Genomic DNA, 15,855 nt, shown 5'->3' with positions numbered 1-15,855 from the left:
CGAAACCCGTTTACGAGAATTCCGGTAACAACGGAACAGAGCGGATGCAAACAAAACCTTTCCGGATCGGTACGCGGGGCAGCCCGCTGGCGCTCGCCCAGGCGCATGAGGCCCGCGACCGGCTGATGGCGGCGCATCACCTGCCCGAAGAGATGTTCGAGATCGTCGTGCTGTCGACCAAGGGCGATCGCATCACCGACCGGTCGCTTGCCGAGATAGGCGGCAAGGGCCTCTTCACCGAGGAGCTCGAACAGAAGCTTGTCTCGGCCGAGCTGGATTTCGCCGTGCACTCCACCAAGGACATGCCGACGCACCTGCCGGACGGCCTTCATCTCGCCGCCTATCTGCCACGCGAGGATATCCGCGACGCCGTCGTCGGCCGCACCGCGCCCAAGCTGATCGACCTGCCGCATGGCGCCACCGTCGGCTCTTCGTCGCTGCGCCGGCAGGCGCTGATCCGCCGCATGCGGCCCGACATCAACGTCATAACCTTCCGCGGTTCGGTCGAAACCCGGCTGCGCAAGCTCGAAGAAGGTCAGGTTGATGCGACTTTGCTGGCGCTCGCCGGCCTCAAACGCCTCGGCAAGGTCGAAGTGCTGACCGATATCCTCGATCCCGACACTTTCCCGCCGGCGCCGGCGCAGGGGGCGATCTGCATCGAAAGCCGGATCGGCGACACGAGGATCGACGATCTGCTGGCGGCGGTCAACGATGCCGCGACCTTCGACACCGTTTCCTGCGAACGCGCTTTCCTCGCCGCTCTCGACGGTTCCTGCCGCACGCCGATCGGCGGTTATGCCGTTTGCGAGGGCGACCTCATCCGCTTTTCCGGCCTCATCATCACGCCCGACGGCCGCAGCCAGCATGCGGTGACGACCGACGGACACCGTCGCGATGCGGCCGCGCTCGGCACCCGCGCCGGCCAGGACGTGCGCGCAAGGGCTGGCAGCGCCTTCTTCGACGACTGGCACTGAAGCAGTCATGCGCGTGCTCGTCACCCGCCCCGCACATTCGGCCGAGAAAACCGCTCAACGTCTGCGCGACATGGGCCACGAGCCGCTGCTACTGCCACTGCGTCGGCCACAACATGACAGTTCCGCAGCCGCCAGCGCGCTTGCCGCCACCCGCGGAGCGATCGCGGTGACCAGCGCCGAAGCCATGAGGGTCCTGTCGGCTCTCGGCGAGACACTTGGTCCGCACCTAGACCGCCCGATTTTTGCGGTCGGCGAGACGACGGCGCAAGCGGCGCGGCGCCTTGGCTTCCGAACCGTCACCGCATCTTCGGGCAACGGCCGCGATCTCGCCGATCTCGTCGGCGCCCAAAGCGTGGAGGACTTGCTTTACCTCGCCGGCAGGCCGCGCGCAGAAACCTTCGAAGGCAGATTGCGCGAACTCGGCATCCGCTTTTCCGTCGCCGAATGTTATCGCATGCTGCCGGTCGCTCCCGGCCCGGCCGACATCAAGGCGATTTTTTCCGGCCATCGCCTGGATGCCGTTCTGTTCTATTCCCGGCAGACGGCCGAGGATTTCTTTCAGCTGGCAGAGCTGCGATCGGCTTTGTCGGAACAGGGCGGAATCCGCCTTCTCTGCCTCAGCGAGGCGGTAGCGCAGGCGATTCCGGCCTCCCTGAAAGAGACTGTGGCGATTCCCTCGATGCCGGATGAGATAAGCCTTTTGTCGCTGCTTTGAATGCTCCAGCTGCCCAAATTTGATCTAACCTCTTCCCTTAACTAGCATCACTGTCTAGTTTCGTTGCAATGCAGGATAAAGAGGACCTTATGGTATCGGGAACCCCGCCACGCCATTCCAAGAGCGCCGACGAGCCGGTCACGATCGACCTCGATTCTCAGGATTTCGCCTCCGTAGCCGATACCGAAAAGCCGGTGGACACTGATGCCGGCGAGGCCGACAGCACCGCCGCCGATGCCGATCTGCCGCCCGAAACCGAAGCGGCGTCGCAGCCCGAGCTTCAGAGCGAGCCGGAGGCGGAAGCGCCGGAGGAAACCACGGCGGCCGCCGAACCTTCCTTCACGTCGTCTGCCGAACAGCCCGCGTCAAAAGGCGCCGGCGCCTCCGGTCTCATCGCCGCCGGCATCTTCGGCGGTCTCGTGGCGCTGCTTGGCGCAGGCACCATCCAATATGCCGGATACCTTCCGGGCTCATCGGCGCCGCAGACGGCCTCGCCTGAGATCGCCGATCTCTCCGGCGAGATCGACGGCTTGAAACAGACCGTCGCCAACCTTGCCGCCAATCCCGCAAGCACGGATGACGGCGCGCTTGAGACGCGCATTGCGGCGCTGGAAACGGCTGCGAAGAACGCCGCGGCGGCGCCGACAGGCGACCCGGCAAATGTCGAGGCGCTCAACCAGAAGATTGCGGAGCTGAGCGGCCAGGTCGAGCAGCTGCGGGCCACACTTGCCCAGTCCTCCGAGCAGCAGACGAGCGATGGCGCCGATATCGCCAAGCGCCTCGACGAGGCCGAAAAGAAGCTGAACGAACCGCGCCAGGATGTCGCCGTCGCCCGGGCGATCGCGGCAGCCGCCCTCAAGGCGGCGATCGATCGCGGCGGCCCTTTCCTCGCCGAACTTGATACTTTCGCCGGCGTCGCTCCCGACGATCCTGCCGTCGCCGACCTGCGCAGCTTTGCCGAGACCGGCATTCCCTCACGCGCCGAGCTCGTGCGTCAGGTTCCTGACATTGCCACCGCGATCGTCGAGGCCGTCAATCAGCCGGATCCGAACCAGAGCTGGTCGGACCGACTAATGGCGAGCGCCAAGTCGCTGGTGACCGTGCGTCCCGTCGGCAATATCGAGGGCGAAAGCGTCGAAGCCATCGCCGCCCGCCTGGAGGACAAAGTGAAGAACGGCGATCTGTCCGGTGCTTCCGCCGAATGGAATGCTCTGCCGGCTCCCGGAAAGCAGGCCTCCGCCGCCTTCAAGCAGTCGCTGGAGGCGCGCATCCGCGTCGAGGAGCTGGTCGGCGGGGCGCTGTCGAAGGCCGTCGCCGGCACGGGCAAGGAGGGGTGAGAGCATGATCAGACTCGTCGTCTTCGCCGTCCTGGTGCTGCTTCTCGCCTATGGCTTCTCCTGGTTTGCCGATCGCCCCGGCGATCTCTCGCTGATCTGGGAGGGTCAGATCTATCAGACGAAGCTGATCGTCGCCGTCAGCGCGATCATCGCTCTGATTGCCGCCGTGATGATCGTCTGGTGGTTCGTTCGCCTGATCTGGACTTCGCCGCATTCCGTCACGCGCTATTTCCGCGCCCGCAAGCGCGACCGCGGCTATCAGGCGCTGTCGACGGGCCTGATCGCCGCCGGCGCCGGCAATGCCACTCTCGCCCGCAAGATGGCGGCGCGCTCGCGCGGTCTCATCCGCGCCGATCAGGAGCCGCTGATCAACCTGCTCGAGGCTCAGGCTGCGCTGATCGAAGGCCGCCACGATGAGGCGCGCGCCAAGTTCGAGGCCATGGCCAACGATCCGGAAACACGCGAGCTTGGCCTGCGCGGCCTCTATCTCGAGGCCCGCCGTCTCGGCGCCAACGAGGCCGCCCGCCAATATGCCGAAAAGGCCGCCGACAACGCGCCTTATCTGCCCTGGGCCGCTCAGGCGACGCTCGAATATCGCAGCCAGGCCGGCAACTGGGACGATGCGATCCGGCTGCTCGAGCAGCAGAAGGCCGCCCGCGTCGTCGAAAAGACCGAAGCCAACCGCCTACACGCCGTGCTGCTGACGGCGCGCGCCGGCGAGCGGCTGGAAGGCAACCCGGCCGGCGCTCGCGACGACGCGCTGCAGGCGCTGAAGCTCGCCGCCGGCCTTGTTCCGGCCGCCCTCATTGCCGCCAAGGCCTTGTTCCGCGAAAACGGCCTGCGCAAGGCCGCTTCGATCCTCGAACAGGCATGGAAATCGGCGCCGCATCCCGAGATCGGCCAGACCTATGTCAGAGCCCGCAGCGGCGATTCCACGCTCGACCGCCTGAAGCGCGCCGAGCGGTTGGAGGCGTTGCGCCCGAACAATGTCGAATCCCTCCTCGTTGTCGCCCAGGCCGCGCTCGACGCGCAGGAATTCGCCAAGGCTCGGGCCAAGGCGGAAGCGGCGGCGCGCATCGAGCCGCGCGAAGCCGCCTTCCTGCTGCTTGCCGACATCGAGGAGGCCGAGACCGGCGATCAGGGCCGCGTGCGCCACTGGCTGGCCCAGGCGCTGAAGGCTCCGCGCGATCCCGCCTGGGTGGCGGACGGCTTCGTCTCCGACAAATGGCTGCCGGTATCGCCGGTGACGGGCCGCATTGACGCCTTCGAATGGAAGGCGCCATTCGGCCAGATCGAAGGTCGGCTCGAAGACGGTTCGGCGCCCGCCGCGATCGAAAACGCTCTGAAGACCCTGCCGCCTCTGCGTGACGTCAGGCCGGAAAGCCCGGTCAACGATCACCGCATCATCGAGCTGGAACGGGCCGCGACGATCGCCGAGGCTGTGCGCCCCGCGCCGGCGCCGGCAAAGCCGAAGCCCGTCGAACCGATCGCCGGCGATAAAGCGCCGGCACCGAACGAAGCAAAGCCCTTTTTCGGCGGATTGCCTGATGATCCCGGCGTTCGCGATTCCAGGGCGGAACCGGACCCCAAGACACGGCTCCGCCTTTTCTGAAATGGAACGACAACCGCATGTTCGAACGCTTTCAGGCATTTTTTCAAAATCTCACCGCCGACCGTCCAAAAAAAGGCTTTGCTCCCGATGATCCGCGCATCGCAGTGGCAGCACTCTGTATGCAGGTCATGGAGGCCGACGGCCAGATCAAGGCCAGCGAAAAGAAGCGGCTACGCAAGCTCTTGAAGGAGCAGTATTCGCTCGACGGCAAGCAGCTCGATGCTTTGATGGCCGCCGGCCTCGAAGCCGAAAGCTCCGCCGTCGACTATTATCGCTTCACCGCCGACCTGAAGCGCCATCTCAACACCGAGCAACGGCTGGAACTGATCGGCATCCTCTGGGACATCGTTTATGCCGACGGCGAGCGCAGCGAGATGGAGGACCACGTCATCTGGCGGATCGCCGATCTGCTCGGGGTCTCCTCACGCGAACGCATCCAGAAACGGCAGGAGGCCGCCGCAAGGGTCACGGATGTCCAGGTTGCACAAGATGATGCCGACTGAGCAAAACACGAACCGCGACCTGCGCCCGATCCTCATCGTCCTGCATCAGGAGCGGTCCAGCCCCGGCCGTGTGGGCCAATTGCTGGTCGAAAAAGGCTACTGCCTCGATATCCGTCGCCCGGTCCTCGGCGAGGCTCTACCGAAGACTCTCGAAGGCCATGCCGGCGCCGTCATCTTCGGCGGGCCGATGAGCGTCAATGATCCGGATGACTTCATCAAGAAGGAAATCGACTGGCTCGAGGTTCCGCTACGGGAGAAACGTCCCTTTCTGGGTATCTGCCTCGGTGCCCAGATGCTGGTGCGTCATCTCGGCGGCAAGGTGGCATCCAATTCCGATGGCTCGACGGAAATCGGCTGGTATCCGCTGCACCCGACCGAGAAGGGCCGCCTGCTGATGCACTGGCCGAAGATGGTCTATCATTTTCACCGCGAAGGCTTCGAGCTGCCGCACGGCGCCGATCTGCTGGCCGAAGGCGATGCCTACCCGAACCAGGCCTTCCGTTACGAAGGCAATGCCTGGGGTCTACAGTTCCATGCCGAACTTACCCGGGTGATGATGCATCGCTGGGTCGTCCACGGCGCCCATCGCTTCATCCTGCCGAACGCTCAGCAAGGCCGCGAACATCTCGAAGGCCGCATGCTGTTCGACGCGCCGCTGAAAGCCTGGCTGACCGAATTTCTCGATATCGTCTTCGAAGGCAAGACGGTGAAAGCCCCGATCAGCCTTTCCGCATAGACCGCCGCGGCCCGGCAGCCGCGCTCTAGTCTATGCCGATGCGCTGGGCGCGTCGAGGGAATCGATCCGGCGCAGTTTCGGGAAACTCGAAGCCCAGATCGCCGCGACCGCCAGCGTTCCGATACCGCCGATGACGACTGCCGGCACCGCGCCGAAGATCGATGCCATCGTGCCTGCTCTGAATTCGCCGAGCTCGTTCGACGCGCCGACGAAGACCATGTTGACCGCATTGACCCGGCCACGCAGGTGATCCGGCGTCCAGAGCGCGATCAGGCTCTCACGCACATAGACCGATATCATGTCGGCCGCCCCCATCAGGGCGAGTGCGGCAATCGAGACCTCGGTGCTGGTTGAGACGCCGAAGATGATGGTTCCGACACCGAACAGTGCAACGCCGATGAACATATAAAGGCCGGCGCGGTGCTTCAGCGGATAGGCCGCGAGGAAGATCGCCATGACGATGGCGCCGAGCCCGGGAGCGGCGCGCAGTAATCCGAGGCCCCAAGGGCCGAGCGTCAGAATATCGCGGGCGAAGATCGGCATCAGCGCCGTGGCGCCGCCGAGCAGCACGGCGAAGAGATCAAGCGAGATCGCGCCGAGCACGACCTTTTCGGCGCGGATGAAACTGAAGCCGCCGAGGATCATCGCCCAGCTCTTGGCCTCACCCACCGTCTTCTGCTCCGGTTTCGGGATCATGAAGAGAAGGCCCGCGCCGAGAATGGAAAAGATCACCGCCACTGTATAGGCGGTCGTCGCGCTGACACCATAGAGCAGGCCACCGATCACCGGCCCGGTGATCGCCGCAAGCTGCCAGGACGATGAATTCCAGGCGATTGCATTTGAAACGGCATGCTCCGGCACGAGATTGGGTGCGAGAGACTGCACCGCCGGCGACATGAAGGCGCGTTCGATGCCGAAGATCAAAAGCACCGCAAAGACCGGCCAGGGCGCGAAAGTGTCGGTCGCCGCCATGATGAGCAGCGCCAGCGCGCAGAGCGCGCTCACCAGCGAGCATAGCGCTGCGATGGCCCGGCGATTGTGCCGGTCGGCCACCGAACCGGTGACGAGGATGAGCAGCAGCGACGGCAAAAACTGCACCAGGCCGATCAGGCCGAGATAGATCGCCTTGCCCGTCTGATCGTACATCTGCCAGCCGACGGCGACGCTGACGATCTGCTGCGAGAAAGAAAGCAGAAAACGGGCAAAGAAGAAGCGGGTGTAAGACGAATGCCGGAACGCGGCAAAACGGTCTTCGGTGGGCGAAAACGACATGAGCCTTGTCCGAGGAAGCGGGCGCCGAAATGGTTGCAAAGGCCGCCCGTTAAACATGATTTGCCCTGCGTTCCCACACGGCACTTGCTCGTTTAGTTGCCAATGTCTACATGTCTGTCAACAACCAATTGGAGACGACGATGTTTGCCTTGTTTCAAACCATTGATTTGGTTTTGAATATTTATACGTGGATCCTGATTGCCAGCGCCGTTTTCTCCTGGCTCTATGCGTTCAACGTCATCAATTCCAGCAACCAGTTCGTCAATTCGGTCGGCATGTTCCTCTATAATGTCACCGAGCCGGTGCTGAAGCCGATCCGTCGTCGGCTGCCGAACCTCGGCGGCATCGACATTTCACCGATCATCCTGCTGGTGATCATCTTCTTTCTGCGCACCTTCCTCTGGACCACCGTTTATCCGCTGGTCTCTTGAGCCCTCCCTGGAGGCTCTTCGCTGATCATCTGCGCCTGACTGTTCGGCTGACGCCGAATGGCGGGCGAGACGCGTTCGATGGCATTGAGACGGACAGCGAAGGCGAGACTTATCTGAAAGCGCGCGTCACCGCCGTTCCGGAAAAGGGAAAGGCCAATAAGGCGCTGATCGCGCTCGTTTCCAAATCGGTCGGCGTTGCCAAATCCAGCGTCAGCCTCGTTTCCGGCGAAACCGCGCGCAAAAAAATCCTCCGGATCGAGGGTGACCCGGAGGATTTGGCACAAAAGCTCGAAAAACTTTCAGGCTGAACGATCAGCCTTTCGCCTTCTTGGCACGCTCGATGGCCTCGAGGATAAGGGCGCCGGCTTCGCCGGAATCGCCCCAGCCGAATATCTTCACCCACTTGCCGGGCTCCAGATCCTTGTAATGCTCGAAGAAGTGCTCGATCTGCTTCAGCGTGATCTCGGGAAGGTCGGTATAATCCTTCACCTTCTCATAGCGCAGCGTCAGCTTCGGCGACGGCACAGCAATGATCTTTTCGTCCTTGCCCGAGTTGTCTTCCATCTTCAGGACTCCGATCGGGCGCACGTTGATGACGCAACCCGGAACCAGCGGGCGGGTGCTGGCGATCAGCACGTCGATCGGGTCACCGTCTTCCGACAGCGTGTGCGGCACGAAACCGTAATTGCCCGGATAGGTCATTGGCGTATAGAGGAAGCGGTCGACGACCAGCGTGCCGGCGTCCTTGTCCATCTCATACTTGATCGGATGACCGCCGACCGGAACCTCGACAATAACGTTGACGTCTTCAGGGGGATTATTACCGATGGAAACGGCGTCGATGCGCATACGAAACTCCTGCGAGGTTGAATTGCTCGCAGCCAGATAATCAGTTTCATGCGGCAACGCAACATTGGAGATCACCAATGCGTGATGACGTCGGCAGCCAACCACATCAAAATTCTAGTAGGAGATGAGCGGACTGCAGGCTGGGCGGCTCAGTTCCAGATGAAGCCGATTTTCTTCAACTGCTTGTGGTCGAAATTTTCCATGCCTTCGCAGAAATCGATCCCGCCGTGATGGCGGTAAAAGCGGCTGGCGGTCTCGTTTTCCTCGAGGCACCAGACAACCAGCCCGTTGCAGCCGAGCGACTTCAACAGCCGGCGCGCCTCGCCGAACAGCATACGGCCGAGACCGATGCCCTGATATTCAGGGCGAAGATAGATCTCGTAGATCTCGCCTTCCTGCGGCAGGGCGCGGGCGCGGTTGAGCCCGAGCGTCGCATAGCCGGCGACCGTGCCGGCGACATCGAGAACCAGCAATGTCGCAGGTCCGCGCGTTGCCTTGCGCCACCAGTTTTCGCCGCGCCTCTCAATCATCTGCGTCAGGGCGCGATGCGGAATAATCCCCGCATAGGTGTGCTGCCAGGCAAGCCTGTGGGTTTCCGAAATGGCTCGGGCATCGTGCGGTTCGGCCCGCCGGACATCGATCGACAACGTCTTCATAACGTTTACTCTGGTCCTGCCGAGGGCAATTAACCATACGCGATGACGCATTCGGCCCGATTGCCCACAGACTTAACATGTGGACGACAGGCAAAATTTAACGCTTTTTTAACGATTGTCACAAGTCGGAATCGACGCAGCGCACAATAAAAAACCCCGGCTCAGTGGCCGGGGTTATCAAGGCATATTTCCAGGCCCTCAGAGAGCCGCTTTGGACTTTTCGAAACGCTTGCGATCGTTTGCGTCGAGATACATCTTACGCAGACGAATATTCTTTGGCGTCACTTCCATCAGCTCGTCGTCCTGGATCCAGGACAGCGCGCGATCAAGTGTCATGCGGATCGGCGGCGTCAGCTTGACCGCTTCATCCTTGCCGGCGGCGCGGATGTTGGTGAGCTGCTTGCCCTTCAGGACGTTGACCTCAAGGTCGTTGTCGCGCGAGTGGATGCCGATGATCATGCCGGCATAGACCTTTTCGCCCGGCTCGATGATCATTGGGCCGCGATCTTCCAGGTTGAACATCGCATAGGCGACGGCTTCGCCGGCTGCGTTGGCGAGCAGCACGCCATTGACGCGGCCGCCGATCGCACCCTTATAGGGCTGGTAGTCGTGGAACAGGCGGTTCATGATCGCCGTGCCGCGCGTATCCGTCAGCAGCTCCGACTGGTAGCCGATCAGGCCGCGGGTCGGTGCATAGAAACGCAGGCGAAGACGATTGCCGCCCGACGGACGCAGCTCGACCATTTCGGCCTTGCGCTCCGACATCTTCTGCACGACGACACCGGAATGTTCTTCGTCGACGTCGACGACGACTTCTTCGATCGGCTCGAGCAGCTGGCCGCTTTCATCCTTGTGCATGACGACGCGCGGCCGCGACACGGCAAGCTCGAAGCCTTCGCGACGCATGGTTTCGATGAGCACGGCGAGCTGAAGTTCGCCGCGGCCGGAGACGTAGAACGAATCCTTGCCTTCGGCTTCTTCGATCTTCAGGGCAACATTGCCTTCCGCTTCCTTGAAGAGACGGTCGCGGATGACGCGTGAGGTCACCTTGTCGCCTTCGGTGCCGGCCAGCGGGCTGTCGTTGACGATGAAGGACATGGTCACGGTCGGGGGGTCGATCGGCTGCGCCTTCATGGCTTCAGAGACGGCCGGATCGCAGAAGGTGTCGGCAACGGTACCCTTGGAGAGGCCGGCGATCGCGACGATGTCGCCCGCATGGGCTTCATCGATCGCAGTGCGCTCGATGCCGCGGAAGGCGAGGATCTTGGAGATTCGGCCGGTTTCGATCAGCTTGCCGTCCTGGCCGAGAACCTTGACGGCCTGGTTCGGCTTGATCGAGCCCGATGCGATGCGGCCGGTGATGATACGGCCGAGGAAGGGGTTGGCTTCAAGGATCGTGCCGATCATGCGGAACGGGCCTTCCTCGACGGTCGGCTCCGGAACATGCTTGAGCACCAGGTCGAGAAGCGGCGCAAGACCCTCATCCTTCGGACCTTCGGGATTGACGTTCATCCAGCCGTCGCGGCCCGAACCGTAGAGGATCGGGAAGTCGAGCTGTTCGTCGGTCGCGTCGAGATTGGCGAAGAGGTCGAAGACTTCGTTGATGACTTCTTCATGGCGACCGTCCGGACGGTCGATCTTGTTGATCGCGACGATCGGGCGAAGGCCGACCTTCAGCGCCTTGCCGACGACGAACTTCGTCTGCGGCATCGGACCTTCGGAGGCATCGACGAGAACGATCGCTCCGTCCACCATCGAGAGGATGCGCTCGACTTCACCGCCGAAGTCGGCGTGGCCGGGGGTATCGACGATGTTGATACGGACACCCTTCCATTCGACCGAGGTTGCCTTGGCGAGAATGGTGATGCCGCGTTCTTTTTCGAGATCGTTCGAGTCCATCACGCGTTCAGCGACACGCTGATTTTCGCGGAACGAGCCGGACTGCTTGAGAAGCTCATCCACCAGGGTCGTCTTGCCATGGTCAACGTGCGCGATGATCGCGATATTGCGAAGTGCCATATGTGAAATCTCTGAGGCTGCGGCGCACGCTCTTGAGGACGCGCCTATTGGTTTGGGGCGTCCATACAGTTTTTTTTGCGTTTGCGAAAGAGGGGAACGCGCAAAAGCTGCGGCAAGGCCGTCGCCCCGCCGCATCACAGTCTGTCATCAAATTGTCTTAGGCGTCGCTGCCTGTCAATTCCTCGAAGGTCGAAAGTCCCTTTTTGACAAGCATCGCATCCGGGCTCGGCAGCTTGCCGCGGAAGGCCTTGTAGGCGTCCTCCGGATCGACCGAGCCGCCGACGGAATAGATATTTTCCTTCAGCTTGCGCGCCATCTCGCGATTGAAGGCGTCCCCCGTCTCCTCGAAGGCGGCGAAGGCATCGGCGTCGAGCACCTCGGACCACATGTAGGAATAATAGCCTGCCGAATAGCCGCCGGAGAAGATATGCTGGAAGTGCGGTGTCGCGTGGCGCATGACGATTGATTTCGGCATGCCGATCTCGGCCAGCACCTCGGCCTGCACCGCCATTGGGTCTTCGACCACTTCGCGCGTATGGAAGGCCATATCAACAAGCGCCGACGAGGTGAACTCGACGGTGTTGAAGCCGGCGTTGAAGGTGCGGGCGGCCAGCACCTTGTCGAGCAGCTTCTGCGGCATCGGCTCGCCGGTTTCGAAGTGCACGGCATATTCCTTGAGGATGGCGGGCACCGTCAGCCAATGCTCATAGAGCTGCGAGGGCAATTCGACGAAATCGCGGGAGACGCCGGTGCCCGACACCGAGGGGTAGGTGACGTTGGAAAGCATGCCGTGCAGCGCATGGCCGAATTCGTGGAACAATGTGCGGGCGTCGTCGAGCGACAGCAGCGCCGGCTTGCCCTCGGCCGGTTTGGCGAAGTTGCAGACATTGTAGATGATCGGCAACTCGCCATGGCGGCCGTTTTTCAGTTCGAGCTTGTGCTGCGACTGCAGCGAGCTCATCCAGGCGCCTGATCGTTTCGAGCTGCGGGCGAAGTAATCGCCGAGGAAGAGGGCGACCAGCCTGTCGTCACGGTCCCTGATTTCGAAAACCCTGACATCGGGATGATAGGCCGGCACGCCTTTCATCTCGATCGCACGGATGCCGAACAGCCGATTGGCCACATCGAAGCAGGCGTCGATGATCTTTTCGAGCTGCAGGTAGGGCTTGAGCTCGGCCTCGGAGAAATCGAACTTCCGCGTCCGGATCTTTTCGGCATAGTGGCGCCAGTCCCAGGGCATCACCTCATGGTTCCGGCCCTCCTCGGCGATCAGCGTCGCAATGTCGATCTCCTCCTCGCCGGCGCGTTTCACCGCCCGCGCCCAGACCGCTTTCAGCAGGCCGTTCACCGCATCCGCCGTCTTCGCCATCGTATTGTCGAGCTTCAGCTCGGCGAAATTGCCGTAGCCGAGCAGGCTCGCCACCTGCTGGCGCAGCGCCAGCGTTTCCTTGATGACGCTGCGGTTGTCCGTTTCCCCGCCGTTTGCGCCACGCGCCACCCAGGCCTTGAAGGCCTGCTCGCGCAAATCCCTACGCTCCGAGAAGGTGAGGAACGGCTCGATGACCGAACGTGACAGCGTCACGGCATATTTGCCCTCCTCGCCGCGCTCGCGCGCCGCCGCCGCCATCGCATCGCGCAGGAATTCCGGCAATCCGTCGAGTTCGGCGCCGTCGGAAAGTACCAGCGCCCAAGCGTTCTCGTCGGCGAGCACGTTCTGGCCGAACTGCGTCCCGAGGCCGGCAAGCCTTTCGTCGATCGCGGCAAGCTTCTCCTGCTCGGCCTTCTCAAGCTTGGCGCCCGATTTGACGAAGCCCTTCCAATGGCGTTCCAGCACCCGCTTCTGTTCCAGCGTCAGGCCGAGGCTCTCGCGGTTCTCCCAGAGCGTGTCGATGCGGGCGAACAGCGCGGCATTCATGCCGATCTTCGAATAGTGGCGCGACATCTTCGGCGAAATCTCGCGCTCCAGCGACTGAATGACATCGTTGGTATGCGCCCCAGCCTTGCTCCAGAACAGCGCCGAGACGCGCGACAGCGCATCGCCGGCAATCTCCAGCGCCGTGACCGTATTGTCGAAGGTCGGGGCATCGCTGTTTCCGGCGATCTCGTCGATTTCCCTTTCGTGCACGGCCAGCGCCGCGTCGAAGGCGGCAGCAAAATCGCCATCGTCGATGGCGTTGAAACGCGGCAGGCCGTGGAGACCGTCCCAATTGGTGAGCGCCGGATTGAAATCATGGGGAGAAGGCATGGGAGAATTCCTTTTGGTATGCGAATGGATGGTTCAATATAGGAGAGCCGCCATGGAATTGGTATGTTGCGGCGGCCACCTGATGCACGTCAGCCAAATTGGTGGACAAGCTTCGTCGCGCGCAAATTAACCAATTGTTAACGATTGACGCGAATCATGCACAAGCGCTAGTTTTCCGGCGATCTTCCTGCCAGGGGACATGCGACATGGAAATTTTTTCCCTGCGGTCTTCTCAGAGTTTGCTATTTAAAAACAACCCTAATAACGCAAAAAATTCGAAGACTGCCGATATTCACATCGAGATCAAAGCTCCGGCCCCCGTCTCGTTCCAGATCGAAGACAATCCCGACGAGGGGCCTGATTTTACTGCGGTCAGCCCCGGAGAGCTGCGCACTTATGCGCGCCAAAGCTTCGACAGCGGTCTGATCGATCAGAACACCTATGCCGCGATCTCCGAGCCATTGCCGATGCACGCGATCGATCCGCTCGGCAACATCCTCGACCTCTCCAGTGTCACCGACGGCACCAGCTTCAATTTCCTCGATTATTACAAAAACCAGCTGCAGGTCGCCATGTCGATCGGCGATCCCAACGAAGTTCAGACGCTGAAATCGATCGTCAATTTCCTGGATGGCTGAATCAGGCCTTGCGCCAGCCGATGAGGCCGGGCGTCGCGTGCCATAGCGCCTGGGCGGCAAAGCCCATGAAGAGGACGCCGGAGCAGCGCACGATCAGCCGTTCGTGGGCGCGATAGAAGCGCCGCACCACGCCGGCGCCGATAATGCCGATCAGGATGATGTCGGCCGTCACGAAACCGACGAAGGACACGCCGAGAAGCACCGGCAACGCCTCGAAATGGAGCGCGCCGGCGGAGCCGGCGACCAGCGCGGTGAATGTGGCGAGCGCCACCGGATAACCCTTCGGATTGGTGACGCCGAAGATCAGGCCGCGGCGAAACGGCCGCTCGACCATGACAAGCGGCTGCCCCTCCGCTTTCGGCCTGGCATTGACCGCGCTCCAGCCGATCCAGGCAAGATAGAAACCGCAGGCGAGGCCGAGCAGATCGAAGACGAAAGTCCCGATCGTCTTCGCGCCGACGATCGCGATCAGCGCCAGCGACGACCAGATCAGATCCCCAACCAGGTGCCCCATCATGAAGAAGGCCCCGGCCTTACGCCCCTGCCCGGCGCCGATGCCGAGCAGCTGCAGGAAGGCGGGTCCGGGGATGAGCACGTAGAAAAGCGCCGCCAGGAAGGCGCCGAACAGCAGGGACTGCGTCATGGAATGCTCCGAGGGTGCTTGAGGCAGAGTAAGTCATCCCCGGCATCCGTCAAGGGCATGGCAACGGCTTCCGGCTCAAGTAGCCACCACCGAATTGGCCTCTAAAGCGCAAAGGTACCCAGCGGTTTTGCGATAACGACATGCGAGAAAATAAAGACCTAGCTAAAGCGCGGGTAGCGAAACTGAAAGATCGCGACGTGCTTTAGTGTTGCGTGCTGTCGATTGCCGGTACGGAAAACTTCACGACCTTTCCGCCCAGCACTTCATGTTCCGGTGTGGCCATTTCGATGAGCACCTTGTGCTCACCTGGCGGCAGGGCGGTAACTACTATTGCGCCGGTGCCGCCCGCATCGGCCCACCGCCAAGGCAGGTCGTCAATGCTGACATGAAGGTGACCGGCCCTCGGCGAGACGTCGCTGGCGCTGGCGCCAAAGATTGGCAGGATGCGGAAATTCTCGGTTCGATAGGGAATGATGGCCACCGCGCGGCTGGCGAGCGGTCCCGCAAGCGGCTGATCTACGACGAGTTTGGGTGCGGGCTCGTTCTTGATGGGAAGGAACTGCGTAGCCGTTTGCGCCTGGATGGGTGTGACGGCGGCCAGCAGCAAAGCTGCTGTTGCGAGCGTTCTTGTGATCGTGGTCATGATAATATCCTCTGGTGTTCGCGCCGGTCCTAGCCCACATCTTCTCGGTGCGCCGGCGCGATATCGGGTTGGAAGGCCTTGATCGAAAACCGGTCAGGCGACGTTGAGCTCGACGGCGATGTTGCCGCTGGTGGCCTTGGAATAAGGGCAGAGCTGGTGAGCACGCTCGACCAGGGACTTGGCGAGATCCGGGTCGATGCCCGGCAGCTTCGCATTCAGCCGCGCCTGGAGCACATAGCCGTCGTCATTCGAGACCAAGTCGATCTCGGTATTGATAACAGCGTCGGCGGGCACGCGAAGCCGACGCTCCGCGGCGGCTCTTCCGATCGCGCCGAGAAAACAGGCGGACCAGCCCGCAGCGAAGAGCTGCTCGGGATTGGTGCCCGCGCCCGAAGAACCGGGAGGGGACAATGTCACGTCGAGACGTCCATCGGAACTGCGCGACGCGCCGTCGCGACCGCCGGTGGTGCTGGTTTTGCCTGTGTAGATGACTGTCGACATTCGATACTCCTTGTGGATTTCAGCCCGCGAGATTGCAGCGGCCGACTTGCGCGCCCAGGATCAATGGGCCTTGGACTGCGA

At 62.1% G+C, this 15,855-nt stretch carries 17 protein-coding genes; 9 read left to right on the top strand and 8 right to left on the bottom strand.

The window, feature by feature from the left end:
• Positions 1 to 44 precede the first annotated feature (44 nt).
• The 6 genes from hemC to C4N04_RS23130 all read left to right on the top strand — a co-directional run bounded on the left by hemC (position 45) and on the right by C4N04_RS23130 (position 5,877).
• Positions 45 to 974, top strand: coding sequence for a hydroxymethylbilane synthase (gene hemC, locus C4N04_RS23155; protein WP_077992151.1), 930 nt, complete (start codon positions 45 to 47; stop codon positions 972 to 974).
• A 7-nt stretch (positions 975 to 981) separates the two neighbouring features.
• The gene (locus tag C4N04_RS23150; protein WP_106797126.1) at positions 982 to 1,689 is read left to right on the top strand and encodes a uroporphyrinogen-III synthase; all 708 of its coding nucleotides are present in this window, start codon (positions 982 to 984) and stop codon (positions 1,687 to 1,689) included.
• Between the two features lie 68 nt (positions 1,690 to 1,757).
• Positions 1,758 to 3,026 (top strand): COG4223 family protein, encoded by a 1,269-nt coding sequence (locus tag C4N04_RS23145; RefSeq protein ID WP_199852498.1) that lies wholly within the window; start codon positions 1,758 to 1,760, stop codon positions 3,024 to 3,026.
• Between the two features lie 4 nt (positions 3,027 to 3,030).
• Positions 3,031 to 4,638, top strand: coding sequence for a heme biosynthesis protein HemY (locus tag C4N04_RS23140; RefSeq protein WP_106797124.1), 1,608 nt, complete (start codon positions 3,031 to 3,033; stop codon positions 4,636 to 4,638).
• 17 nt (positions 4,639 to 4,655) lie between these two features.
• Positions 4,656 to 5,141 carry a TerB family tellurite resistance protein gene (locus C4N04_RS23135; protein WP_010056848.1) on the top strand — a complete coding sequence of 162 codons (486 nt, stop codon included), beginning with the start codon at positions 4,656 to 4,658 and terminating at the stop codon, positions 5,139 to 5,141.
• A complete protein-coding gene (locus C4N04_RS23130) occupies positions 5,128 to 5,877 on the top strand; it encodes a glutamine amidotransferase (protein ID WP_199852497.1) in 750 nt (249 codons plus the stop codon). Before C4N04_RS23135 ends, C4N04_RS23130 begins: the two co-directional genes overlap by 14 nt.
• Before the next feature lie 30 nt (positions 5,878 to 5,907).
• Here the strand turns inward: C4N04_RS23130 and C4N04_RS23125 are convergent, their stop codons facing one another.
• Entirely contained in the window at positions 5,908 to 7,149 is a 1,242-nt protein-coding gene (locus C4N04_RS23125) for an MFS transporter (protein ID WP_106797122.1), read from the bottom strand.
• A gap of 140 nt (positions 7,150 to 7,289) precedes the next feature.
• Here C4N04_RS23125 and C4N04_RS23120 point away from each other — a divergent pair, with 140 nt between their 5' ends.
• On the top strand, positions 7,290 to 7,580 hold the full coding sequence (locus tag C4N04_RS23120) for a YggT family protein (protein WP_009993319.1): 291 nt from the start codon (positions 7,290 to 7,292) through the stop codon (positions 7,578 to 7,580).
• On the top strand, positions 7,577 to 7,888 hold the full coding sequence (locus tag C4N04_RS23115) for a DUF167 domain-containing protein (protein WP_096762036.1): 312 nt from the start codon (positions 7,577 to 7,579) through the stop codon (positions 7,886 to 7,888). Before C4N04_RS23120 ends, C4N04_RS23115 begins: the two co-directional genes overlap by 4 nt.
• Positions 7,889 to 7,892: 4 nt before the next feature.
• On the opposite strand, the gene ppa is transcribed toward C4N04_RS23115, so the two are convergent.
• From ppa to C4N04_RS23095, 4 genes are all read right to left on the bottom strand, one after another.
• Positions 7,893 to 8,429 (bottom strand): inorganic diphosphatase, encoded by a 537-nt coding sequence (ppa, locus tag C4N04_RS23110; protein WP_009993316.1) that lies wholly within the window; start codon positions 8,427 to 8,429, stop codon positions 7,893 to 7,895.
• Between the two features lie 149 nt (positions 8,430 to 8,578).
• Positions 8,579 to 9,085 carry a GNAT family N-acetyltransferase gene (locus C4N04_RS23105; RefSeq protein WP_009988773.1) on the bottom strand — a complete coding sequence of 169 codons (507 nt, stop codon included), beginning with the start codon at positions 9,083 to 9,085 and terminating at the stop codon, positions 8,579 to 8,581.
• A gap of 198 nt (positions 9,086 to 9,283) precedes the next feature.
• A complete protein-coding gene (gene typA, locus C4N04_RS23100) occupies positions 9,284 to 11,104 on the bottom strand; it encodes a translational GTPase TypA (protein WP_038691791.1) in 1,821 nt (606 codons plus the stop codon).
• 157 nt (positions 11,105 to 11,261) lie between these two features.
• Positions 11,262 to 13,349 (bottom strand): M3 family metallopeptidase, encoded by a 2,088-nt coding sequence (locus C4N04_RS23095; protein WP_077992166.1) that lies wholly within the window; start codon positions 13,347 to 13,349, stop codon positions 11,262 to 11,264.
• A 206-nt stretch (positions 13,350 to 13,555) separates the two neighbouring features.
• Here C4N04_RS23095 and C4N04_RS23090 point away from each other — a divergent pair, with 206 nt between their 5' ends.
• Positions 13,556 to 13,987 carry a hypothetical protein gene (locus tag C4N04_RS23090; protein ID WP_077992172.1) on the top strand — a complete coding sequence of 144 codons (432 nt, stop codon included), beginning with the start codon at positions 13,556 to 13,558 and terminating at the stop codon, positions 13,985 to 13,987.
• A gap of 1 nt (position 13,988) precedes the next feature.
• Here the strand turns inward: C4N04_RS23090 and C4N04_RS23085 are convergent, their stop codons facing one another.
• The 3 genes from C4N04_RS23085 to C4N04_RS23075 form a co-directional block, all read right to left on the bottom strand.
• Entirely contained in the window at positions 13,989 to 14,630 is a 642-nt protein-coding gene (locus C4N04_RS23085) for a LysE family translocator (protein WP_039622665.1), read from the bottom strand.
• Between the two features lie 202 nt (positions 14,631 to 14,832).
• Positions 14,833 to 15,273, bottom strand: a complete 441-nt coding sequence (locus C4N04_RS23080) for a DUF6130 family protein (RefSeq protein WP_077992174.1) — start codon at positions 15,271 to 15,273, stop codon at positions 14,833 to 14,835.
• Between the two features lie 93 nt (positions 15,274 to 15,366).
• Entirely contained in the window at positions 15,367 to 15,774 is a 408-nt protein-coding gene (locus C4N04_RS23075; RefSeq protein ID WP_106797121.1) for an organic hydroperoxide resistance protein, read from the bottom strand.
• Between the last annotated feature and the right edge of the window lie 81 nt (positions 15,775 to 15,855).

The sequence above is a fragment of the Rhizobium sp. H4 genome (genome assembly GCF_003013335.1).
GTDB lineage: Bacteria > Pseudomonadota > Alphaproteobacteria > Rhizobiales > Rhizobiaceae > Rhizobium > Rhizobium sophoriradicis.
This window is presented reverse-complemented; position numbering and strand designations above follow the sequence as displayed.